Genomic DNA, 22,342 nt, shown 5'->3' with positions numbered 1-22,342 from the left:
GTTCGCGGGTGCCGGGCCGGGTCAGGCACGGGACCCCGCCGTGCGACGGCGACGGCTCCCGACCCGTCGGCCGCTGTCCTCCTCCGGCTCGGGCTCCTCGGCCTCGGCCTCCTCCGGCTCGGCGTCGTCGTACTCGGGGTCGTCGTACTCGGCGTCGTCGTACTCCGGGTCGGGCTCGTCGGCCGGTTCCTCGTCCACGGCCTCGTCGTCGGCGAGGTCGTCCTCGTCGAGGTCCTCCTCCGCGTAGCCGTCGTCCTCGACCGGTTCCTCGTCGGCGAGGTCGTCGTCCTCAGCGAGGTCGTCGTCGGCGAGGTCGTCCTCGTCGAGGTCGTCGTCGTACTCGGCGTCCTCGTAGTCGTCGTACTCGGCGTCCTCGTCGTCGTACTCGGCCTCGCGCTCCTCCTCGAGCCCCTCCTCGTGGGTCTTGACGACCTCGCTGTCGCGGATCTCCCCGCGCCAGCCCTCCAGCTCCTCGCGATTGAGCAGGGTCTCGACCATCACGTGCCGTCCGTAGTGCTTGAACTCCAGCCGGGCCCGGCGGCCGACGGCGCGCCAGATGTTGCCGGTCTTCTCGAACAGGCCGACCGGGTAGTACTCGAGGATCAGCACGACGCGGGTCAGGTTCGGCGCGAGTTCGTGGAACGACACGCACCCGTTGGCATACCCCTTGGCACCCTGCGAACGCCAGATGATATGAGTGTCCGGAATCTGCTCGATGATCGTCGCACTCCAGGTGCGCTTCGACCAGAACACCTGGGCCTTCCAGTTCGTCTTCTCGTCGGACTCCTGGTCGACCGACTGCACCTTCTTCATGAAGGTCGAGAAGTCCGCGAACTGCGTCCACTGGTCGTAGGCGACCCGCACCGGGACACCGACATCGAGGTGCTCGACGATGTTCATGAACTTGAACTTGCCGCGGCCCCCGCCGGAACCACCGCCGCCGGAGCCGCCCTCGGAGTCCTCGGAGTCGTCGTCGCCGAGCCCGACGGCCCCCATCACCGTGTCCTTGACGGCCGAGAACCCGCCCTTCACCGCGTTCGTCACCGGATTGCCCCCTTCCTCCGAGCCACCCCCGCCGAGGGCCGCACCCAGACCCGTCCCGCCGTTCTCGGCGACGCCGGTCAGCCGCTCGGTGAGTCCCTCCACCTGGCTCATCGCGGCGCCGACCGCACGGTCGGCGGCCGCCTTCAACAGCAGCTGACCGGCCTGTTTCAGGCGGTCGGTGGGCAGCTGGTCCAGCACCGAGGTGCTGCCGTCCCGTTCCTCAGCCATCGGCCCGCGCCTCCGACTTCTTCGCCGCACGCCCGCCCGAGCGCGGCGCCCGGCCGTTGCGCGAGCCGCCCTTGCCCGACGACCCCGAGGACGACGACTCGGAGCTGCGGCCCGAGGTGGACCGCGCGGTCCGCCGGACCGGGGCCGCGCGGCCCTCGGAGTCGGAGTCCGCACCGTCCGACGACGACCGGCTCGACGATCCCGCACGTCCCGACGACGATCCCGAGCCCGACGACCGTCCGGTCCGCCGGCGCGGGGGGTCCTCGGAGTCGGCGTCGGCCGACCGCGGACGGCGCGCCTTCGACGTCGTGCCCGCGACCGCCCGGCCCGCTCCGCGCGTCGCCGACCCGGCCGCGCGGGTGGTGCCCTTCGCGGCCCGGCCGACCACCGGAGCCTCCCCGGCGGCCTCGCCGACGGCGTCGGTCGTGCCTCCGACGACGTAAGTCGCGCCCTCCGCGGTGTCCCCGAGGGCACCGGCGGCAGCACCGGCGCCCTCGACGGCCGCACCGGCCGCGTCACCGGTCTTCTCCACACCCGCCCCGGCGGCGTCACCGGCGGCGCCGGCGACCTGCTCGACCGGCCTGCCGAGATTCTCGACCCGCTCGACGAGCGAGTTGGTCAGCGCCTCGAGCCGGTTGCCGGCCGCGGACACCGCGGCCTGTTTGCCCGCCTCGAACAGCCGGCCGCGCACGGCGTCGGACAGCCGGGTCAGCTCCGGCGACCCCGCCACCACCTTCGACGCCTGCGACACGACTCCGGCAGGCGTCAGATTCAGTTTCCGCCCGGCGAGCGCACCCCCGAGCATGATCGCCAGCTTGGCCTTTTTCGTTCTTCCCAGCACATAGCCGCCGACGACGGCCATTCCGATCTTGGAGGCGTTACTCATGACCCCGTCCCTCTCCATTGAGCGATTACCGGACAGCACTCCGGAACGCCCCGCGTCCCCGCTCCGAATCGGAACCATGACACACCACGAACCGATCTGCCTCCCCCGACGAATACGAACCGGGAGATACCACAATTCCGATCTTGCCGACCCGGCGTCCATTCGATCGCCAGGGTGATCGAATAGACGTGGGATCGATTAAGGAAATGTTTCGTCCGAACGGAGCGATTGGGCGACGACCGCCCTAAGATCCATTCCGTGAAGAGCCCTGTCCGCTACGGCGGACGGCCGTGTGCGACAACCGCTCACTTTTCGGCCCCGCGGCCGTTCTCAGGATCGCCGGGCACCCCCGGTGGACCCCCGTCGACCGTTCGACGAACGACCGCGGAACAGCTGGCGGTGCGGGCGCGTCCAGGCGTCGCCGACGATCGTCCGTTCCGGACTCCCCGCCTCCCCGTCCCGGCGGCGCTACCCTGGCCCGTATGTCCGACGGGGCCCGGCGCTGGCGTCCCTCCGCCCGCCTGCGCCCGCTCGTGTCCGGGATCTGGTGCTGGTCCTCCCCCGCGGGCCCGGCGGGGACGCACCAGGGCGTGTCGAGTGCCCACCTGACCGTCGTGCTCTGCCTGGACGGTGCGGTCGACCTGCTCGCCGCTCCGGATCCGCGACGCGGCCCGGGCCGGTTCACCGCCTCGGCGGCCGGCCTGCACGCCGCACCCGCGGTGCTCGCGACCGGCACCCGGCAGGCCGGGATGCAGCTGGAGATGACCTGGCGCGGCGCCCGCACGCTGCTCGGGCTGCCCGCCGGTGAGCTGGCCGGCGACGTCGTCGACCTCGCGCTGCTCCTGCCCGGCCTGGACGCCCTGCTGGACCGGCTGCGCGCCGAGCCGGGGTGGGCCGGGCGCTGCGCGCTGCTCGACGCCGCGCTGTGCTCCGTCGCCGACGCCCGGGACCGTCCGGGCGACGCGCCGCCGGAGGTGGTGCGCGCCTGGGAGCTGCTGGCCCGCAGCGGCGGGACCGCGCGCGTCGCGGACGTCGCGGAGGAGGTCGGCTGGTCGCAGCGCCACCTCGGTGAGCGGCTGCGCCGCGAGACCGGGCTCGCGACGAAGGCCGCGGCACGGGTCATCAGGTTCGAGCGGACGTGCACGCTGCTGCGCCGTCCGTCGGCTCCCCCGCTCGCCGAGCTGGCCGCGATCTGCGGCTACGCCGACCAGCAGCACATGGCCCGCGACTTCCGCGACCTCGCCGGCACCACCGCGCTGACCTGGCGGGCCGAGCGGGTCCGGCCGGCGGCTCCGATTCGTCCACGACCGCGGCGCCCGTCCCCGGCACCCTCGCACCCATGAGCGACCTGCCCGGCCTCTGGCCCAGCCTGTCCAGCCCCGACCCGCGCGCCCTGGTCACGTTCCTGACCTCGGCACTGGACTTCACCGAGCGCGCCGTCCACACCGGCGACGACGGCACGATCGTCCACGCCGAGCTGGTGCGAACCGGGTCCACCGGTGCCCCCGGCGGCGTGATGCTCGGCCCCGCCCACGACGGGTGCCGCCCACCCGGTGGCGCGGCCGTCCACCTCGTCTGCGACGACCCGGACGCCCTGTTCGCCCGCGCCGTCGCGGCCGGTGCCACCGTCGTACACGCGCCCTTCGACGCCGACTACGGCAGCCGCCTGTTCGAGGTCGCCGATCCGGACGGCAACCACTGGAGCGGGGGCACCTGGTACGAGTAGCGCGTGGTCCGCCTCGCCCTGCACACCCCGGAGATCCCGCCGAACACCGGCAACGCGATCCGGCTCGCCGCGAACACCGGCGCCGAGCTGCACCTGGTCCGGCCGCTCGGCTTCTCCCTCGACGAGCGCTCGGTGCGCCGGGCCGGGCTCGACTACGCCGACCTCGCCGAGATCGTCGTGCACGACGACACGGCCGCGTTCGCCGGCTGGGTGCGCGCCGCGGGGACGCGGGTGTTCGCGTTCGTGCCGGGCGCGCCGGTCCGCTACACCGACGTCGCCTACTCCGACGGGGACGTGCTGCTGTTCGGCCGCGAGTCGACCGGGCTGCCGCCGGAGGTGGCGGGCGCGGACTGGGTGACGGGCACGGTGGCGCTGCCCATGCGGCCGTCGAACCGCTCGCTGAACCTGGCCAACGCCGCCGCCGTCGCCGTCTACGAGGCGTGGCGGCAGCAGGGGTTCAGCTGATCCCGTCGAGGAACCGGGCGATCCCGGTGTCGAGGACCCGCTGCAGGTCGTAGGGGTGGTCCCCGATCCGGCGCAGCGCGGGCCCGCCGTGGCGCCGCAGCGCGGTGCGCAGCCCGGGGTCGTGGTCGGCCCAGGTGTCGGCGTCGACGCCGGTGTCGGCCTGCGCCTCCTGCTCCGCAGCCAGGGTCAGCGCCATCCCCCGCACGAACCCGGTCAGCGCCAGGTGCAGGTCGAACCGCTCCACCGGGTCGGCGACGACCTCCTCCAGCGCCGCGAGCTCGAACTCGGCGAAGCGCAGCAGCGACGGCAGCGCCTGCGGACGGGACAGCGACAGCACCCGCGCGAGCCACGGGTGCCGCCGGTGCATCCGCCACTGCGCGTGCACCGCCCCCTCCAGCCGGGCCCGCCACGGCCCGTCGGCCGGGGGCAGCACCAGCTCGGCGAACACCGTCTCGAGCATCGCGAGCAGCAGCTCGTCCCGGCTGCGGACCAGCCGGTACAGCGACATCGTCGGCACGCCGAACGCCCCGGCGAGGCGGCGCATGGACAGTGCGGCCAGGCCCTCGTCGTCGGCGATGCCGATCGCGGTCCGCACCAGCCGGTCCGTGTCCGGCGGCGGGACCGGACCCGGGTGTCCCCCCGGCCCGGCGACGACGGAACCGACCCGGGCCGTCGTGTGCAGCAGCCCCTCCTCGCGCAGCCGGGTCAGTGCCCGGGCGGCGGTGGACATCGCGACGCCGTGCTCGGCCACCAGCGCGCGCACCGACGGCGCACGGTCCCCGGGGCGCAGGTCGCCCGCTTCGATGCGGGCGCGCACCGCGGCCGCGACCCGGTCCGTCGGCGACCCGTCCACCGCACCTCCCTGTACCACCTGTACCGCTACAGGCCACGCGTCGTCCCAGCTCGCGGGGTCATGGTGACTCGTACACCGTACTGAGGGAGGACGCATGACCGACATCCTGATCAGCGGGGCCGGCATCGCCGGGGCGACACTCGCCTGGTGGCTGCGGCGGCACGGGTTCCGGCCCGTCGTCGTCGAGTCGGCGCCGGGACCCCGGCCCGGCGGGCAGGCCGTCGACGTCCGGGGGCCCGCGCTGACCGTCGTCGACCGGATGGGGCTCGGAGCCGCGCTGCGGGCCGCACGCACCGCGATGGACGGCATGTCCCTGGTCGACGAGGACGGCACCGAGATCTTCCGCAGTACCGAGGTGACGCTCACCGGCGGGCCGGTCGCGAGCGACGACGTCGAGATCCTCCGCGACGACCTCTCCGCTCTGCTCACCGGCGCGCTCGACGGCGTCGAGCACCGGTGGGGCGACCGGGTCGTCGCGCTCGCCCCTGACCCGGCGGGCGGTACCCGGGTCCGCTTCGCGTCCGGTACCGAGGAGCACTACGACGTCGTGGTGGGCGCCGACGGCCAGCACTCCGGCGTCCGGCGCCTGGCCCTGGGCCCCGACGTCGACGGCCGGCTGGTCCCGCTCGGCCAGCACGTCGCCGTGTTCACCCTGCCCAACACCTTCGGGCTGAGCCGCTGGCAGGTGTTCCTGCAGCGCCCCGACGCGATGGCCGGGCTCTACACCGCCCGCGACGACACCGAGGTCCGGGTGATGCTCGGCTTCTCCGACCCGGACGCCACCTACCACCACCGCGACCTCGGGGCGCAGCGCGCCCTGGTGGCGCGGCACTTCGCCGGCGGGGGCTGGTGGCTGCCCGAGCTGCTCGCCGGCATGACCCGCGCCGAGGACCTGTACCTCACCCCGGTCACCCAGGTGCGGCTGCCGGTCTGGTCGCGCGGTCCGGTCGCGCTCGTCGGCGACGCCGCCTGGTGCCCCACGCTGCTGTCGGGCCAGGGCACGACGCTGGCCGTGGTCGGCGCCTACGTGCTGGCCGGCGAGCTCGCACGCACCGGCGGCGACCCCGGACCGGCGGCCGCCGCCCACGAGCAGCGGATGCGCGGCTGGGTGGAGGCGAACCAGGAGCTGGCGCTGACCAACGCCGCACGCGTCCGGGAGCTGACCGCCCCGGACGCCGCCGCTCCGGGGCTCGCCGAGCACTGGGCCGCGACCGCCGCGACGGCCCTCACGCTCCCGGAGTACTGAGCACCGGAGGTCAGGACTGCCGGATCGCCTGTACGTCGAGCTGGATCTGGATCGTCGACCCGACCACGGGCAGGCCCTTGGCGATGGTCTGCTGCCAGTTGAGCGTGTAGTGCTCGCGGTGCAGCTGGGTGGTGGCGACCGCGCCGACCCGGTCACCGTTCCACTCCGCGGCGCCCAGGAACGTGGTGTCCAGCGAGACGTCGCTGGTGAGGCCGTGCAGCGTGAGGTCGCCGTCCACGGTCCACCGGTTCCCGCCGTGCGCGACGAAGCGCACGCTGGAGAAGCGCAGTTCGGGGAAGCGTTCGACGTCGAGGAAGTCGGCCGAGCGCAGGTGCGTGTCGCGGGCGGCGACGTTGGTGTCGATGCTGGCCGCGTCGATGACGACGTCCACCGAGGACTCCTCGAACGGCTCGGCGATCCGGATCTGCCCCTGGAACCGGTTGAACCGGCCGTACACCTTGGACATGCCGATGTGCCGGGCGACGAAGCGCACCGAGCTGTGGTCGCCGTCGATCACGAAGACGCCGGGGCGCGGCGGGCGCAGCGCCGGGTCCTCGCCGAGGACGATGTGGCCCATGTCGGCGTGCTCGCCCCAGGACACCTCGACGACGTCGGTGGCCTGCTGGTAGCCGCCCGCCTCGACGCGCACGCGGTACCGGCCGGGCATCAGCGACGCGGCGAAGCGGCCGAACGGGTCGGTCTCGACGTGCACCGCGCGCCGGTCGGCGGCGTCCATCACGGACACCTCGGTGCCGGCCAGGGCGCCGCCCTGCTGGTCGCGGACCTGGCCGGACAGCACGCCGCCGGTCAGCGGAATCGGGACGAGCGCGTGCCGGTCGGTGGTGCCCCGCGCCGGGCGACGACGGTCCTTCTTCCTCCAGAACACCAGCCAGAACCTCCTCTGCCCGGCGACGACGGGCAGCACGACGTGCGGTCGCCGGCCGGCGACCCCTGGTCACTCTGGCACGAACGTGACCGTCCCGTTAACCCGTCGGCCCGAAAAGTCGATCACCAACGGTGTCGGGATCATCACCGCCCCGCGACCGTCACCCGCGCCGTCACTCGTCGTCGTCGGCGATCTCGCCGCCGTCGGCGGTCCCGCCGCCGCGGATCAGGAAGAGCGCGCCCTCCAGCTCGTCCGGCTTGACCAGCACGTCGCGGGCCTTCGAGCCCTCCGAGGGGCCGACGATGTTGCGGGTCTCGAGCAGGTCCATCAGCCGGCCCGCCTTCGCGAACCCGACCCGCAGCTTGCGCTGCAGCATCGAGGTCGACCCGAACTGCGAGGTGACGATCAGCTCGGTGGCCTGCAGCAGCAGGTCGAGGTCGTCGCCGATGTCGGCGTCGATCTCCTTCTTCTCGCCGGCCTTCTGCGCGGTGACGCCCTCGGTGTAGCTGGGCTCGGCCTGCTCCTTGGTGAACGCGACGACCTTGGAGATCTCGTCGTCGTCGACGAAGGCGCCCTGCATGCGGACCGGCTTGCCGGCGCCCATCGGCAGGTAGAGCGCGTCGCCCATGCCGATCAGCTTCTCCGCGCCCGGCTGGTCGAGGATGACCCGCGAGTCGGTCAGCGAGGACGTCGCGAACGCCAGGCGGCTGGGCACGTTGGTCTTGATCAGACCGGTGACGACGTCCACCGACGGCCGCTGGGTCGCCAGGATCAGGTGGATCCCGGCCGCACGCGCCTTCTGGGTGATCCGGACGATCGCGTCCTCGACGTCGCGCGGCGCGGTCATCATGAGGTCGGCGAGCTCGTCGACGATGCACATGATGTACGGGTAGGGCCGGTACACCCGCTCGGACCCTGGCGGGGCGGTGATCTCCCCGGTGCGGACCTTGCGGTTGAAGTCGTCGACGTGGCGGACCCGGTTGGCCTGCATGTCCTGGTAGCGCTGCTCCATCTCCTCCACCAGCCAGGACAGCGCCGCGGCGGCCTTCTTCGGCTGGGTGATGATGGGCGTGATCAGGTGCGGGATGCCCTCGTAGGGCGTCAGCTCGACCATCTTCGGGTCGATGAGGATCATCCGGACCTCGTCCGGCGTGGCCCGCGTCAGCAGCGACACCAGCATCGAGTTGACGAAGCTGGACTTACCGGAACCCGTGGAGCCCGCGACCAGCAGGTGCGGCATCTTCGCCAGGTTCGCGACGAGGTAGTGGCCCTCGATGTCCTTGCCCAGGCCGATCCCCATCGGGTGCTGCTCGGCGCGGGCGTTGCCCGAGCGCAGCACGTCGCCGAGGCGGACCATCTCGCGGTCGGTGTTGGGCACCTCGATGCCGACCGCGGACTTGCCGGGGATCGGCGCGAGCAGCCGCACGTTGTCGTTGGCGACGGCGTAGGCGAGGTTGCGCTGCAGCTGGGTGATCTTCTCGACCTTCACCGCCGGGCCGAGCTCGATCTCGTAGCGGGTGACCGTCGGGCCGCGGGTGAAGCCGGTGACCTGGGCGTCGACGTTGAACTGGTCGAGGACCCCGGTGATCGCCTCGATCATCGCGTCGTTGGCGGAGCTGCGGGACTTCGGCGGCGGCCCGGCCTCCAGGGTGTCCGCCGGCGGCAGGATGTACTCGGTGTCGGACTGCGGCTCGCGGATCGCCATCGAGAGCTGCTCTCCCTCGAGCGGCTCGTCGGCGACCTGCGGCGTCTCGACGACGGGCTTGCGCGGCTTCTTCGCCGGCGGTGCGGCCGCGACGGGGACGGCGGCGGGCGCCTCCTCGTCCGGGACGCCGGGCAGCGACGGGTCCACCGGGGCCGGGGCGTGCTCGCCCTCCTCCATCCGGAACGCGTCGGCCTCCGCGGCCCCCTGCCTGCGCCGCGCCGGGCGCCGCTTCTTCGGGGCCTCCTCGGTGTCCCCGGCCTGCCCGTCCCGCTCGGCGACGGCGTCGGCGACCGTGCGCGGGCGGCCCGCGCCGGTGTCCTCCTCGTCGTCCTGCTCGGGCGGCAGCTGTCCGGTGAGCCTGCGGAAACGGTCCGGCAGCTCCCGCACCGGGATGCCGGTGACCAGCAGGACCGAGTACAGCGTCAGGAGGACGAGAACGGGGACGGCCGTCCACAGGCTGAGCCCGGCCTTCAGCGGGGTCCCCGCGACGTAGCCGACCGCGCCGCCCGCGCCGCGCCAGGCGTCGGGCTCGGCGGGCGCTCCGGCGCCCAGGTGCACCAGCCCGAGCACGCCGAGGGCGAGCAGCAGGCTGCCGGTCACGATCCGCGGCCGGGCCTCCGGGTGCCCCTCGGTGGTGACCAGCACGATGCCGATGCCCAGCAGGATCGCCGGCAGCGCCACGCCGGCCTGGCCCATCACCGCCTGCACGATGAAGGTGAACCAGTAGCCGACCGAGCCGCCCGCCTGCCACCACAGCCCGGCGGCGGCGATGACGGCGAGCACGAGCATGCCGAAGCCGATGCCGTCACGGCGGTGCGCGGGGTCGATCTCGCGGGTGCGCCCGACCGCGCGTCCGGAGGCGCGGACGGTCTTCGCCACGCCCCGGCCGACCGCGTCGATCCCGCGGTCGACCAGGTCCGGGCCCTGGCGCCGGGCCGGTGGCCTGCGGCCTGCCGACGGGCGCTTGCGGGCGGTGGACGCGCGCGAGCCCGACCGCCCCGAGCCGCGGCCCGCGGCCGCAGTCGTGGTGGTCCTGCCCGTGCCCGTGCGTCCCGCCATGTCACACACGGTAGCCCGGTTCGGTGATCGAACCGGGGACCGACGCGGGTGTGGAGGGGTCGACGACCCCTCCACACACTCAGACGGCGATGACCGTGGGGACGATCATGGGGCGGCGGCGGTAGGTGTCCGACACCCAGCGGCCGACGACGCGCCGGACGCCCTGGGCGATCCGGTGCGGGTCGGTGACGTTCTCGTTCTCCAGCCGGGACAGCTCGTCCTCGACCAGCGACTGGGCGGCGTCGAGCGCCTTGGGGTCGTCGGAGAACCCGCGTCCGGACAGCGTCGGACGCGACAGCGCACGGCCGGTCTTGTGGTCGATCGCCACGTTGATCGCGATGAAGCCGCCCTCGCCGAGCGCGATGCGGTCACCGAGAGTGGTCTCGCCCACGTCACCGACCGACAGCCCGTCGACGTAGACCTGCCCGACCTCGACCCGCCCGGTGATCGCCGCGCGGCCGTCGACGAGGTCCACGACCACGCCGTTCTCCGCGATGACCACCGACTCCTCGGGCACCCCCGTGCGACGCGCGAGCGCGGCGTTGGCCCGCAGGTGGCGCCACTCCCCGTGCACCGGCATGACGTTCGACGGGCGCACCGCGTTGTAGAGGAACAGCAGCTCGCCGGCCGGGGCGTGCCCGGAGACGTGCACCTTGGCGTTGCCCTGGTGCACGACGGTCGCGCCGAGCCGGGTCAGCCCGTTGATCACGCCGAACACGGCGGTCTCGTTGCCCGGGATCAGCGAGCTGGCCAGGATGATCGTGTCGTCCGGGCGGATCGTGATGCTGCGGTGGTCCCCGCGCGCCATCCGGGACAGCGCGGCGAGCGGCTCACCCTGCGATCCGGTGGAGACGAGCACGAGCTTCTCGTCGGGCAGGCGCATCGCCTCGTCGATGTCGACGAGCAGCCCGTCGGGGATGTTCAGCAGCGAGTGGTCGTCGGCCAGGCCCATGTTGCGGACCATCGAGCGCCCGGTCAGGCACACCTTGCGGCCGTGCGCGTGCGCGGCGTCGAGCACCTGCTGGACGCGGTGCACGTGGCTGGCGAAGCAGGCCAGGATGATCCGCGACGGCGCCCGGCGGACCAGGTCGGAGATGACCGGCCCGATGTCGGCCTCGGGGGTGACGAAGCCCGGCACCTCGGCGTTGGTGGAGTCGACCAGGAAGAGGTCGACGCCCTCCTCGCCCAGCCGGGAGAACCCACCCAGGTCGGTGAGCCGCCCGTCGAGCGGGAGCTGGTCGAGCTTGATGTCGCCGGTGTGCAGCAGCAGTCCGGCGGGCGTGCGGATCGCGACGGCGACGGCGTCGGGGATCGAGTGGTTGACCGCGAAGTACTCGCAGTCCCACCCGCCGTGGGACACCCGGTCGCCCTCCTTGATCTCCTGCAGGTGCGGGGTCAGGCGGTGTTCCTTGCACTTGGCCGCGACCAGGGCGAGCGTGAACCGGGACCCGACGACGGGGATGTCCGGGCGCATGCGCAGCAGCCACGGCACGGCACCGATGTGGTCCTCGTGGCCATGGGTCAGCACGAGCGCGTCGATGTCGTCGAGGCGGTCCTCGATGGTCCGGAAGTCGGGCAGGATCAGGTCGATGCCCGGCTCGGAGTCGGACGGGAACAACACGCCGCAGTCGACGACGAGCAGCCGGCCCTCGTACTCGAAGACGGTCATGTTGCGACCGACCTCGCCGATGCCGCCGAGCGCGTAGACGCGCAGGCCACCCCGCGCGAGGGCGGGTGGCGGGGCGTCCGGGAGCTCCGGGCGCTCGATGTCCTCCGGCGGTGCGGAGAGCGTCCGGCCGGGCCGGTTGCGTCGGTCGTTGCGCTGGGGACTCACAGGGGTTCGTGCCTCACATGGGTTCGTGTTCTCTGGTTCGTGTTCTCGGGGCCCGCCCGGGTGCGGAGCCGGCTCGTGCTCAGGTGCGGTACGGATGCTCCGTTCGCTCCGCTCACGTTCGGTGGTACGCGACCTCGGCGCCGATGTCGGCTGCGGTGCGTCCGCCCAGGGCACCGTGGCCGGGCTGGTAGGCGGGGGCGTTCGGGCGGGCCTGCGGGTCCAGCGCCACCCCGGCGACGGCCAGGTCGCCGGCGATCGCCGCGACCTGGTCCTCGGTGGCGGGCGGCAGCGGCAGCCGGGTGTCGCCGACGTCGATGCCGCGCAGCCGCAGTGCGGTCTTGGCGAACACCGCGCCGCCGACCCGGCCCATCCCGCGGATCACCGGGAGCATCGCGTAGTGCAGCGCACGGGCCCGCTGGTGTTCACCGGCGTGGTAGGCGTCGATCATGGCGCGCAGCCGGTCGGCGACGACGTGGCCGATCACGCTGACGAAGCCGACCGCCCCGACCGAGAGCCACGGCAGGTTCACCGGGTCGTCGCCGGAGTAGTAGGCGAGCGTCGTGGTGGCCAGCACCTCGGTGCCGACGCGCAGGTCGTTGCGGGCGTCCTTCACCGCGACGATGCGGGGGTTCTGCGCCAGGCGCTGGAAGGTCTCGACGTCGATCCCGATCACACTGCGCGGCGGGATGTCGTAGAGCATCACCGGCAGGTCGCCCGCATCGGCGACGGCGGTGAAGTGCGCGAGCAGGCCCTCCTGCGGCGGCCGCGAGTAGTACGGCGTCACCACGAGCAGCCCGTGCGCACCCGCGCGTTCCGCGCTGCGGGCCAGCTCGATCGAGTGCGCGGTGTCGTAGGTGCCCGCCCCGGCGACGACGGTCGCCCGGTCCCCCACCGCCGACACGACGGCGCGGATCAGCTCGGACTTCTCGGTGTCCGACGTCGTCGGTCCCTCACCGGTCGTGCCGTTGACGACCAGCCCGTCGTTGCCGAGGTCGACCAGGTGGCTCGCCAGCTCCTCGGCCTTCGCCAGGTCCAGCTCGCCGTCGGCGTCGAACGGCGTGACCATCGCGGTCAGCACCTCGCCGAACGGTCGGCGCGGCGGGTGCTGCTGCCCGCCGGGGGCGGGATCGGGGCCGGTGCTCATGACTGGTGACGGTACCGCCCGGAGGACCGACGGTTCCCGGTCACATGCCGGACGGGGCACCCCGGTAGGCCTCCACGTCGGCGGGCAGACCGGTCACCTCCACCCGCGCGGCGTCCCGGCCGAAGGCGTGCAGCACGAGCTCGGCGGGCTCACCGGTCACCGTGACCACGCCGAACCCGGTCGCGACGACCTGGGTCGCGCCCTCCGGACGGGCCAGGACCAGGCCGACCGGGCTGCGCCGGAACAGCAGCTTCGCCTGGTTCGCGAGCAGGTTCCACAGCTGCCCGTCACGCTCCGGGTCCGACGAGCGGGGCTCCCAGCCGGGCTCCCCGCGGCGCAGGTCCTCGTGGTGGACGAAGAACTCGGCACCGTTGGCGATCTCGTCGACCTTGCCGACCTTGAACGGCGACCACGCGGGCGGCCCCTTGCGCAGGTCGTCGATCATGTTCGGCCAGGCCGCGGACGCGTAGCCGTCCATCGCCTTGTCGGTCATGCCCGACAGCGCGGGCACCACGATCCCCGCGGCGTTCCACGGCTGCCGCTCGCGCACCAGCAGGTGGGTGAGCAGGTCCCGGGCGTTCCACCCCTCGCACAGCGTCGGGCGGTCGGGACCCGAGCGTTCGAACTCGGCACACAGGGCGGCACGTTCGGCGGTGGCAAGGCTCACCGCCCCCAACCTAGTCCGGCCCGCTCCGGGCCGCACCGCGCGACGAACGGTCGACAAACGGCTGACGGAACGCAGGCCATCTGTAGCCGATGATACAGATCTCACCCTTCCGTGTCCCGATACTCCGATCCGTCCCACTCCATGCTTCTCGACGGGGAGAACACACGTGACGAAAGCTGTCGCCACGCAGCCGCCGCGGTCGATGCGCAAGATCGCACTCGCGAGCATGACCGGCACGGTCATCGAGTTCTACGACTTCTTCATCTACGGCACCGCCGCGGCCCTGGTGTTCAACAAGGTCTTCTTCCCCGAGCTCGGGGCGGCGGCCGGTACCGCCCTCGCCCTGGCCACCTTCGGCGTCGCGTTCGTCGCGCGCCCGTTCGGGTCGATCCTGTTCGGCCACTTCGGCGACCGGCTCGGCCGCAAGGGCACGCTGGTCACCACTCTGCTGCTGATGGGGTTCTCCACGCTGGCCATCGGCCTGCTGCCCACCACCGGCACGATCGGCGTCCTCGCACCGATCCTGCTCGTGGTGCTGCGCATCCTGCAGGGCCTCGCCGTCGGCGGCGAGTGGGCCGGTGCCACGCTGCTGACCGCGGAGAACGCGCCGACCAAGGCGCGGGGCAAGTACGCCCTGTTCCCGCAGCTCGGCCCGTCGGTCGCGTTCGCGCTGGCCTCGGCGACCTTCCTGGTCACCGCGCTCACCATGAGCAACGAGGCGTTCCTCGCCTGGGGCTGGCGCATCCCGTTCATCGGGTCGGTGCTGCTCGTCGCGGTCGGGCTCTACGTCCGCCTCGCGCTGGAGGAGACCGCCACGTTCAAGAACAGCGGCCCGGTCTCGACCAGGCTGCCGGTCACGGAGGTCTTCACGACCCGGACGGCCGCGGTGTTCCTCGGCGCCGGCTCGACGACCGCCGTGTTCGCCTTCTTCTACATCGGCGTCACCTACCTGACCAGCTACGGCACCCAGCAGCTCGAGCTCCCGCGCACCTCGGTGCTGGCGATGGGCATCGTCGGCGGCCTGGTCTTCGCCCTGACGACGATCGCCTCCGCGATCCTGTCCGACCGGGTCGGACGCCGGAAGATGGTCGTGGGCGGCAACATCGCCTCGGTCGCGGCCGGCCTGCTCGCGTTCCCGATCATCGACATCGGCACCGTGTGGTCGTTCGGTCTCGGCCTGTCGCTGGTGCTCGGCGTCGTCGGCATCGCCTACGGCCCGATCGGCGCCCAGCTCCCGGAGCTGTTCCCGACCCGCTTCCGCTACACCGGCGCCGGGATCGCCTACAACCTCGCCGGCGTCTTCGGCGGCGGCGTGGTCCCGCTGTTCGCCGCGGCGCTGGCCGCGTCGACGCTAGGCAGCCTCGGCATCGGCCTGCTGCTCTCGGCGGTCTCGCTGATCAGCCTGCTCTGCACGCTGGCCCTGCCGCAGACCGACGCGGACTCCCTCGCCGAGCAGGACGCACAGCTCGCGGCCGCCTGACGGCCACCGGTGCGGCCCGTCCGGGCGGGCCGCACCGCACCCCACCCGGTGCCGGCGGCCGCCGGCCGGCACCCCCGGACCCGACGGCCCGGACGCACCCCTCGGCGTCCGGGCCGTCCACCTACCCGCAGGCGCCCGAGCCCGCTACCGTCCGGACGGACCAGCGGCGACGGCCGGGAGGCGGGACCATGAGCAGCGGCGCGGCACGGCGGCCCGACGGCACCGTGCGCGCGCTGCCCGCCCCCGACCCCGACGACCACCCGGTCTCACCGTTCCTGACCGCCCCGTGGACGTCGCTGACCTCGCGGATCGCGCAGCTGGGCAGCCCCCGCCACTACGCCCGCGGCGAGCACGTCTACACCCAGGGCCAGCTGTCGTCGCGGTTCCACCTCGTCGTGTCCGGGCGGGTCCGGATCTACCTGCATCGGCCCGACGGCTCGGAACGCTCCCTGGCCTACGCCGAGCCCGGCGCCAGCCTCGGCGAGGCGGCCTGCGTCGACGGACGGCCGCGGCACCTCGCCTCGGTCTGCACCCGGCCGTCGGAGATCGTCTCGGTGACCCGCGACGCGTTGCTGACCGCCGCCCGCGACGAGCCGGAACTGCTGCTGGAGATCACCCGCCGGATCGCCTACAAGCAGCGGGTCATGCAGCTGCACGTGCTCATCGAGGGGCTGCCCGCCCGCGAGCGGATCATCCTGCTGCTCGGCCACCTGGTGGAGGCCTACGGCGAGATCGCACTCGACGAGGTGGCCCGGCTGTCGATCCGCCCCGCCGTCGACGAGCTGGGGCTGCTCGTGGGGCTCACCCGGGTCACGACCAGCCGGGAGCTGTCCCGGCTGGTCGCGGAGGGCCTGCTGGAGAAGGAGGGACGCGGGTTCGTCGTGCGGGACCTGCCGGACCTGCGACGACGGGTGCACGCCGTCCTGGCCTGAGCCGGTCCCCGGCGCCGATGCCCGCTCGGCGAGCCTCGCTCAGCCCTCGGCCACCAGCGGGCTGGAGGCGATCTCGGTGCCGTCGGCGAGGGTCTGGATCTGGAAGTCCGCGAACACGTTCGGCACCTCGACCTGCAGCTGGCGCAGGCACTCGACGGCGAGGTTGCGGATCTCGACGTCGGCGGCCTCGGAGGCGCGCATCGCGATGAAGTGCCGCCACGCCCGGTAGTTCCCGGTGACGACGATCTTGGTCTCGGTGGCGTTCGGCAGCACCGACCGCGCGGCCTGGCGGGCCTGCTTGCGCCGCAGCGTGCCGTTCGGCACGTCGGCGAAGCGCGCCTCCAGACCCTCGAGGAGCCTCTCGTAGGAGGCGAGCGCGTCGGCCGAGGCCTGCAGGAACAGCTCGTGCAGCTCCGGGTCCTGGGCGATGACGTCGGGCTCGACCATCGCGGCGTCACGCTCGGGGACGTAGCGCTGCGAGAGCTGGGAGTAGGAGAAGTGGCGGTGCCGGATCAGCTCGTGGGTCAGGGAGCGCGAGATGCCGGTCAGGTAGAAGCTGACCGAGCCGTGCTCGAGGACCGAGAGGTGCCCGACCTCGAGGATGTGGGCGATGTAGCCGGCGTTGGTCGCGGTGCGCGGGTTCGGCTTGGTCCACGACTGGTAGCAGGCGCGGCCGGCGAACTCGGCCAGCGCCTGGCCGCCGTCGGCGTCGGTGGACCACGGGACGTCCGCGGGCGGGGTGAACTCGGTCTTCGCGACGAGCTGCACGGTCAGCGGGACGGTCTTCGGCGCGGTCTCCGGCATGCCGCGAGGGTAACGACCGGCGTCCCCGGCACCCGCCGGGCCCCGCGCCCGCACCCACGGTGGCGGCCGCGGCACCCCCGGTGCCCTGCGACGTCGCCATCGACGCCACGAACGGGTGGCGTGATGTCACCAGTGACGCCATAGTGGCGTCATGGACCTCACGCCGTATGTCGCGCAGCTGCGCGACGATCTCGCCGCCGCGGCGGCCGCGGGTGACGAGCAGACCCGCCGCACGGCGGCCCTGCTCGGCTCCGCGATCGAGCCCGCCGCCCGGCTCGCGATCATGAACGCCCTGTCCGACCTGGCCTCGGAGGCGACCGCCGCGCTCGGCGACCGCTCGGTCGAGGTCCGCCTGCACGGTCGGGAGGTGCGCGTGTCGGTGTCCGGGGGTGACCCGGAGCCCGGGCACTCCCCCACCCCGGACCCGGCCCCGGCGAGCGAGGGGACCGCGCCGATCGGCGGCTTCCCGTTCGGCGGCGGCGCCTCCGGTGGCCCGGCCTCCGGTGGCTCGCCGTTCTCCGGCGACGCCGGGGACATCAGCCGGGTCACCCTGCGCATCGTCGAGCAGATCAAGGCCCAGGCCGAGCGTGCCGCCCAGTCCCAGGGCGTCTCGCTCAACACCTGGGTGTCCCAGGCGGTGCAGGGGGCACTGGCCGGCGCGGAGGGACGCACCGGCCGTCCGCACCGTGACGGGCGCAACCTGAGGGGATGGGTGCAGGGATGAGCGACGAGCGGACGGGCCCCGGGCCGGACGACGGCAACGGTGACGCCACGCACGGCGGCGACGCCCACACCGGCTCCGACAGCGGCCCCGGCGGGGAGGGCGGCGGCTCCCCCGGCGCGAGCGGCGCCGACGGCGGCACCGGCCACGCGCCGACCGGCGACACCGACAGCGCGGGCACCGGCGGCGCCGGCTCCGGCGGCGCGGGCGGCGACCACGGCTCCACGGGCGGCACCGGCCCCGCCGGCACCCCCTCCCGCAGCGAGCGGTTCGACTGCGCCGGCGCCGCCGAGATCGAGGTGACGACCGGCGCCGGCCGGGTCCGGATCGACCTGGTCGACGGGGCCGGCGAGGTCCGCGCGGAGGTCACCGCCGACCGCAGCGCCGCGCCGTGGTCCGGCGGCCTCGGCGGGCTGCTCGACTGGATCGGCAGCTCGATGACCGGCGGCTCCGGCGTGCCCCGGGCCGGGGTGGGCTGGTCCGGCCGCGGGTTCGACCCGATCGTCGGCGCCCCGTGGGAGGCCACCGGCGACCCGTCGGCGGACGCCGTCGACGCCGTCACCGTCGAGTGGTCGGCCTCGTCGCGACGCCTGGTGGTCCGCGGGCCGGACGACCCGGCCCTCGGCGCGGTGCCGCTCGTGGTCACCGTCTCCGCCCCCGCCGGGTCGCGGCCCGCGGTGCGGACCGGCGCGGCCTCGGTCGAGCTGACCGGCCGGGCGTCCTGGGCCGCGGTGCGGACCGGGTCCGGCGCGGCCCGCGTGGCCCAGGTGCACGGCGACGCCGACGTCACCACCGGGTCGGGGTCGATCGACCTGGGCACGTGCTCGGGCCGGGCGCATCTGCGTGCCGGCTCCGGCAGCGTCGAGGCCGGGTCGCTCGGCGGCGCGTCGCGCATCCGGACCGGCAGCGGCGACGTCCGCGTCGGCGAGCTCACCGCGGACCTCGAGGTGCGCTCGGGGTCGGGGGACGTCGTCGTCGCCGACGCGGTCTCCGGTGACGTCCGGCTCGGCACCGGGTCGGGGTCGGTCCGGGTCGGGGTGCACTCCGGTGTGGCCGCCGAGCTGGACCTGTCGACCGGGTCGGGCCGCGCCCGATCCGAGCTCGACGTCCGCCACGACACCCCGTCCACGGCGCCCGCGGTGCGGCTGTCCGGACGCACCGGCAGCGGCGACGTCCTCGTGACCCGGGCGTCGGCCGCCGCGGTCTGACCCTGCGACCGGTTCCTCGCTCATCGAGATGATCGGTGAGCGAGGTACCGGCGTAGGCTCGGCGTCGTGGACCGCACCGAGATCGCCGCGACGAACGCCTCCATGACCGCCCGGGTGCTGCAGATGCCCGCCGGCCCCGTCCCCGACGGCGGCTACGCCCTGCGCGTGCTGCGTACCCGCGGGCGGCGCAGCGGGGAGCCGCGCGACACCCCGATCGGTGTCGTCGGGCACGGTGGTGCCGGCTACCTGGTCTCCCCCACCGGTGGGCGGGACTGGGTGCGCAACCTGCGGGCGACGCCGGAGTGCGCGATCCGCTCCGCCACGGGCGACGAGCCGCACCGCGCGGTCGAGCCCGGGCGCGCCGAGGCCGCGGCCGTCGTCGTCGGCTACCTGCGGGCACTCGACGTGCCGTGGGCGCTGTCGGCGTTCCCGGTGCCGGCCGACGCCACCGAGGAGCAGGTCGCCGAGCACCTGGACACGATCGCCGTGTTCCGCCTCGATCCCGCCTGACCCCTCAGCGGGCGGCGACCTCGGCGCGGAGCTCGGCGGCCAGATCGCCCCGCTCCCCCACGGCGACGCCGTCGAGCCCGAGCCAGCCCGCCATCGTCGCGAGCTCACCGGCCAGCTCGGCCGCGATCCGCGGGCGCGGGGCGCTCGCCCCGGGCTCGGCGAACACGCCGGGCACCCGCAGCACCCCGGCCGCCCGGTCGGCCTTGAGGTCGACCCGGCCGACCAGCTCGCCGTCGAGCAGGAACGGGAAGACGTAGTAGCCGTACTCCCGCTTCGGCTCCGGCACGTAGATCTCGATGCGGTAGCGGAACCCGAAGATCCGCTCGGTCCGGTCCCGCTCCCACACCAGCGGGTCGAACGGGCACAGCAGCGCCCGCCCGGTCACCGCGCGCGGCACCCGGGCCGCCGGGTCCCGGTAGGCGGGCCGGTCCCAGCCGCGCACGCTCACCGGCTCCAGGGCACCCGCGTCGACCAGCTCGGCGATCGCGGTGCGGGTGCGCTCCGGGCCGAGCCGGTAGTAGTCGCGCAGGTCGGTCTCGGTGCCGATCCCCAGCGCCGACGCGGACTTGGCCACGAGCTCGCGAGCGGCGTCCGCCGGGTCCGGCTCGGGCAGCGCCAGGATCTCCGGCGGCAGGACCCGGGAGGGCAGGTCGTAGCGGCGTTCGAAGTGGACGCGCGTGCCGACCGACAGCTCCCCCGTCGCGAACAGGTACTCGCAGACCCGCTTGACCTCCGAGCGTTCCCACCAGGTCGCGCCGGGCGGGCGCGGGCGCACCTCACCGGCCCGGCCGGCCGGGGCCAGCGCCTTCTCGATCGCCCCGGCGCCCATGGGCCCCGCCTCCGCGACGACGTCGAGGATGTCCTCGGCCAGCCGCGGGTGCTTCTCCAGCAGCGGCCCGTAGTGCTTCCACCACCGCCGCGGCAGCGTCTCGTGGGAGAGCAGCGGCCGGTCGACGACCGGGACGAGGCTCGCCTCGTGCGCCCAGGTCTCCACCAGCAGCCGCGGGCGGCGCGCGTCGGGCGACCAGGCGGCGTCGTCGAGGAGGGCGGCGGGATAGGCACCGAGCCTGCTGAACAGCGGCATGTAGTGCGCGCGCACCGCGATGTTGACCGAGTCGAGCTGCAGCAGCTTCACCCGGTCCAGCACCCGTCCGAGATGACGACGGGTGACCGGCCCGGACGGCCGCGGGTCGGTGAAGCCCTGGGCCGCGAGGAACGTCCGACGGGCGACGTCGGCTGAGATCGTGCGCACGGCCGGGATGCTGCCACGGGGCACCGACAGGATCCGGTACCGCCCGGACCGGTGGCCGGGCCGCACCACACCGGGCGGCAGCGGACCCGCGGCACCGCGCCGGATGACATCCGGCCGGTCAGCTGCCGGGCGGCGGGCCGCCGGCACCCGGCCCGCCACCGCCCGGGGCGGCTCCCGCGGCCGGCTCGGTGGTGGGGTCGACGGCGGCGGTCAGTGCGACCGTGTAGCCCGTGGCCGGGTCGCCGGTGACGGTCGCGAGCTGGAGGGCGCCGCCGTCGTCGCCGAAGACGTTGTCGGACGCCAGGCTCAGCTCGGCCAGGTTGGACACCGACTGCTCGTATCCCGTGGTGGCGTAGACGGTGTCGCAGTCGGCCTGCGGCAGGGCGACCTGCGAGGTGGCGACCGCGTTGGCGGCGTCGGTGATGTCGGCCTCGGAGGGGTAGACCTCGAAGTGGATGTGCGGCCAGCGCCCCTTGTAGCAGGCCGGGAAGATGCTGGTGAAGCGCACCTTCCCGTCGCTGCCGGCGACCTGGACCCCTCGCAGGTAGTTCTCGTCCTCCAGCCCCTCGGAGTACAGGGAGTACCGGCCGTCGCGATCGCAGTGCCAGACGTAGACCGCGGCACCCGCCATGCCCGCGGCGGCCATGTCGGTGATCGTCAGCTCGAGGGTCATCGGCACCCCGGCCGCGGTCGCCGAGCCGGTGCCGAAGCTCGACCGGATGTCGCTGCGCACCACCCCGGAGTCGGTGAGCACGTTCGCACCGTTGGAGCCGTCGCCGGGGTACGGACCCGCCGTCTCGTCCGGGATCTCGCCGGTCGTGGTCGCGGTCGTCGCCGACGGGGCCGCGGTACCGCAGGCCGCGAGCCCGGCGGTGACGGCGCCGACGCCGAGCACGGCCAGCATGCGGCGCCTGCTCAGCAGGGTGCCGAGGTCGAACCCGAGGCCCTGGTCGACGACCTCGTCGTCGGGGCGGGGCAGGTCACGGCCCTGGTAGCGGGGCATGGCGGGTCCTCCGGTGCGTCGTCGTCGGGAACTGTCGTGCGGAACCGACGACGACGCTAGGGACCGGGGATGGGGCGCGGATCGCAACGACCTGTGCGGCCGCTGTGGACCCGGGCGGTGACGCGGCCCGCGGGGTCGCACGGTAGGCATGACCCATGGCCACCGCGACCGTCCGCCCCGCCACCGATGACGACGTCGGCGCGATCATGGCGATCCAGGACCGCACCTGGCGCACCGCCTACGCCGGGCTGCTGCCCGAGGAGGCGTTCGCCGGGCTCACCTCGGACGCCGCGCGCTCGCACTGGAGCGACGCCGTGCACGCCGGGGACGGCTTCCACCTGTTCGTCGCCGTCGAGGGGGACGAGACCGTCGGGTTCGCCGCCGCCGCCCGCTACGCCGGGGCCGACGGCATGGCGATCGCCGAGGTCAGCACGCTGCTCGTGGAGCCGCGCTGGGGCAGGCGCGGGCACGGCGGACGGCTGCTCGCCGCCGCCGCGGCCGCGCTGCGGGAGTCGGGCTCGGACTCGGGGCGCACCTGGGTGGCCGAGGCCGACACCGCCTCACGGAACTTCTACGGCCGCGCCGGCTGGGCACCCGACGGCGCGGTGCGCACGCTGGACACCGGCACGTCGACGCTGCGCGAGGTCCGCCACTCCGGGACGCTGGACCTGCACCTGGTCGACTGAGGG

Annotated in this window: 21 protein-coding genes; 10 read left to right on the top strand and 11 right to left on the bottom strand. The window is 74.1% G+C overall.

Translation table 11 applies throughout. The features are described from left to right. Window positions 1-21: 21 nt before the first annotated feature. Together ZF1_RS08595 and ZF1_RS08590 are read right to left on the bottom strand one after the other, a co-directional pair. Window positions 22-1,272 (bottom strand): SRPBCC family protein, encoded by a 1,251-nt coding sequence (locus tag ZF1_RS08595; RefSeq protein WP_482636953.1) that lies wholly within the window; start codon window positions 1,270-1,272, stop codon window positions 22-24. Further along, window positions 1,265-2,158, bottom strand: coding sequence for a hypothetical protein (locus tag ZF1_RS08590; RefSeq protein ID WP_482636952.1), 894 nt, complete (start codon window positions 2,156-2,158; stop codon window positions 1,265-1,267). Before ZF1_RS08590 ends, ZF1_RS08595 begins: the two co-directional genes overlap by 8 nt. Window positions 2,159-2,640: 482 nt before the next feature. Here ZF1_RS08590 and ZF1_RS08585 point away from each other — a divergent pair, with 482 nt between their 5' ends. Genes ZF1_RS08585 through ZF1_RS08575 form a run of 3 tightly spaced genes read left to right on the top strand, consistent with a single transcriptional unit; the run spans window position 2,641 to window position 4,349 of the window. Further along, a complete protein-coding gene (locus tag ZF1_RS08585) occupies window positions 2,641-3,501 on the top strand; it encodes an AraC family transcriptional regulator (protein ID WP_482636951.1) in 861 nt (286 codons plus the stop codon). After that, the gene (locus tag ZF1_RS08580) at window positions 3,498-3,884 is read left to right on the top strand and encodes a VOC family protein (protein ID WP_178376783.1); all 387 of its coding nucleotides are present in this window, start codon (window positions 3,498-3,500) and stop codon (window positions 3,882-3,884) included. The genes ZF1_RS08585 and ZF1_RS08580 overlap by 4 nt, the downstream gene beginning before the upstream one ends. Before the next feature lie 3 nt (window positions 3,885-3,887). Further along, window positions 3,888-4,349: a tRNA (cytidine(34)-2'-O)-methyltransferase gene (locus ZF1_RS08575; protein WP_178376784.1), complete on the top strand. Its 462-nt coding sequence runs from the start codon at window positions 3,888-3,890 to the stop codon at window positions 4,347-4,349. Here ZF1_RS08575 and ZF1_RS08570 read toward each other — a convergent pair. Next, a complete protein-coding gene (locus tag ZF1_RS08570) occupies window positions 4,342-5,202 on the bottom strand; it encodes a winged helix-turn-helix domain-containing protein (RefSeq protein WP_178376785.1) in 861 nt (286 codons plus the stop codon). The genes ZF1_RS08575 and ZF1_RS08570 overlap by 8 nt on opposite strands. Window positions 5,203-5,296: 94 nt before the next feature. On the opposite strand from ZF1_RS08570, the gene ZF1_RS08565 reads away from it, so the two are divergent. Next, window positions 5,297-6,448: an FAD-dependent monooxygenase gene (locus ZF1_RS08565; protein ID WP_482636950.1), complete on the top strand. Its 1,152-nt coding sequence runs from the start codon at window positions 5,297-5,299 to the stop codon at window positions 6,446-6,448. A 10-nt stretch (window positions 6,449-6,458) separates the two neighbouring features. Here ZF1_RS08565 and ZF1_RS08560 read toward each other — a convergent pair whose 3' ends face one another. The 5 genes from ZF1_RS08560 to ZF1_RS08540 form a co-directional block, all read right to left on the bottom strand. Then, complete coding sequence (locus tag ZF1_RS08560; protein ID WP_482636949.1) at window positions 6,459-7,373, bottom strand: YceI family protein; 915 nt, start codon at window positions 7,371-7,373, stop codon at window positions 6,459-6,461. A 133-nt stretch (window positions 7,374-7,506) separates the two neighbouring features. Further along, window positions 7,507-10,098 (bottom strand): FtsK/SpoIIIE family DNA translocase, encoded by a 2,592-nt coding sequence (locus ZF1_RS08555; protein ID WP_062401169.1) that lies wholly within the window; start codon window positions 10,096-10,098, stop codon window positions 7,507-7,509. Window positions 10,099-10,177: 79 nt separating this feature from the next. Further along, window positions 10,178-11,866 (bottom strand): ribonuclease J, encoded by a 1,689-nt coding sequence (locus ZF1_RS08550; RefSeq protein WP_208819522.1) that lies wholly within the window; start codon window positions 11,864-11,866, stop codon window positions 10,178-10,180. 178 nt (window positions 11,867-12,044) lie between these two features. Next, a complete protein-coding gene (gene dapA, locus ZF1_RS08545; protein ID WP_482636948.1) occupies window positions 12,045-13,076 on the bottom strand; it encodes a 4-hydroxy-tetrahydrodipicolinate synthase in 1,032 nt (343 codons plus the stop codon). 40 nt (window positions 13,077-13,116) lie between these two features. Beyond that, complete coding sequence (locus ZF1_RS08540; RefSeq protein ID WP_482636947.1) at window positions 13,117-13,743, bottom strand: TIGR03085 family metal-binding protein; 627 nt, start codon at window positions 13,741-13,743, stop codon at window positions 13,117-13,119. A gap of 166 nt (window positions 13,744-13,909) precedes the next feature. Here ZF1_RS08540 and ZF1_RS08535 point away from each other — a divergent pair, with 166 nt between their 5' ends. Together ZF1_RS08535 and ZF1_RS08530 are read left to right on the top strand one after the other, a co-directional pair. Continuing rightward, complete coding sequence (locus ZF1_RS08535) at window positions 13,910-15,223, top strand: MFS transporter (protein WP_224403162.1); 1,314 nt, start codon at window positions 13,910-13,912, stop codon at window positions 15,221-15,223. 188 nt (window positions 15,224-15,411) lie between these two features. Then, window positions 15,412-16,155: a Crp/Fnr family transcriptional regulator gene (locus tag ZF1_RS08530; RefSeq protein ID WP_482636946.1), complete on the top strand. Its 744-nt coding sequence runs from the start codon at window positions 15,412-15,414 to the stop codon at window positions 16,153-16,155. A 39-nt stretch (window positions 16,156-16,194) separates the two neighbouring features. Here the strand turns inward: ZF1_RS08530 and thyX are convergent, their stop codons facing one another. After that, complete coding sequence (thyX, locus tag ZF1_RS08525; protein WP_482636945.1) at window positions 16,195-16,959, bottom strand: FAD-dependent thymidylate synthase; 765 nt, start codon at window positions 16,957-16,959, stop codon at window positions 16,195-16,197. Between the two features lie 151 nt (window positions 16,960-17,110). Here thyX and ZF1_RS08520 point away from each other — a divergent pair, with 151 nt between their 5' ends. From ZF1_RS08520 to ZF1_RS08510, 3 genes are all read left to right on the top strand, one after another. Continuing rightward, a complete protein-coding gene (locus ZF1_RS08520) occupies window positions 17,111-17,683 on the top strand; it encodes a toxin-antitoxin system HicB family antitoxin (protein ID WP_482636944.1) in 573 nt (190 codons plus the stop codon). Next, window positions 17,680-18,888, top strand: a complete 1,209-nt coding sequence (locus ZF1_RS08515; RefSeq protein WP_405418542.1) for a DUF4097 family beta strand repeat-containing protein — start codon at window positions 17,680-17,682, stop codon at window positions 18,886-18,888. The genes ZF1_RS08520 and ZF1_RS08515 overlap by 4 nt, the downstream gene beginning before the upstream one ends. Before the next feature lie 66 nt (window positions 18,889-18,954). Beyond that, window positions 18,955-19,398, top strand: a complete 444-nt coding sequence (locus ZF1_RS08510; protein ID WP_482636943.1) for a nitroreductase family deazaflavin-dependent oxidoreductase — start codon at window positions 18,955-18,957, stop codon at window positions 19,396-19,398. 4 nt (window positions 19,399-19,402) lie between these two features. Here the strand turns inward: ZF1_RS08510 and ZF1_RS08505 are convergent, their stop codons facing one another. Both ZF1_RS08505 and ZF1_RS08500 read right to left on the bottom strand, forming a co-directional pair. Next, window positions 19,403-20,650, bottom strand: coding sequence for a winged helix-turn-helix domain-containing protein (locus ZF1_RS08505; RefSeq protein ID WP_482636942.1), 1,248 nt, complete (start codon window positions 20,648-20,650; stop codon window positions 19,403-19,405). A gap of 118 nt (window positions 20,651-20,768) precedes the next feature. Further along, window positions 20,769-21,653, bottom strand: a complete 885-nt coding sequence (locus ZF1_RS08500) for a dioxygenase family protein (RefSeq protein WP_482636941.1) — start codon at window positions 21,651-21,653, stop codon at window positions 20,769-20,771. Between the two features lie 155 nt (window positions 21,654-21,808). On the opposite strand from ZF1_RS08500, the gene ZF1_RS08495 reads away from it, so the two are divergent. After that, on the top strand, window positions 21,809-22,339 hold the full coding sequence (locus tag ZF1_RS08495) for a GNAT family N-acetyltransferase (RefSeq protein WP_224403168.1): 531 nt from the start codon (window positions 21,809-21,811) through the stop codon (window positions 22,337-22,339). Window positions 22,340-22,342: the final 3 nt, after the last annotated feature.

Source organism: Pseudonocardia sp. ZF1 (assembly GCF_056835605.1).
Note: the sequence above shows the minus strand (reverse complement) of the source record. Positions and strands in the feature narration are given on the sequence as shown.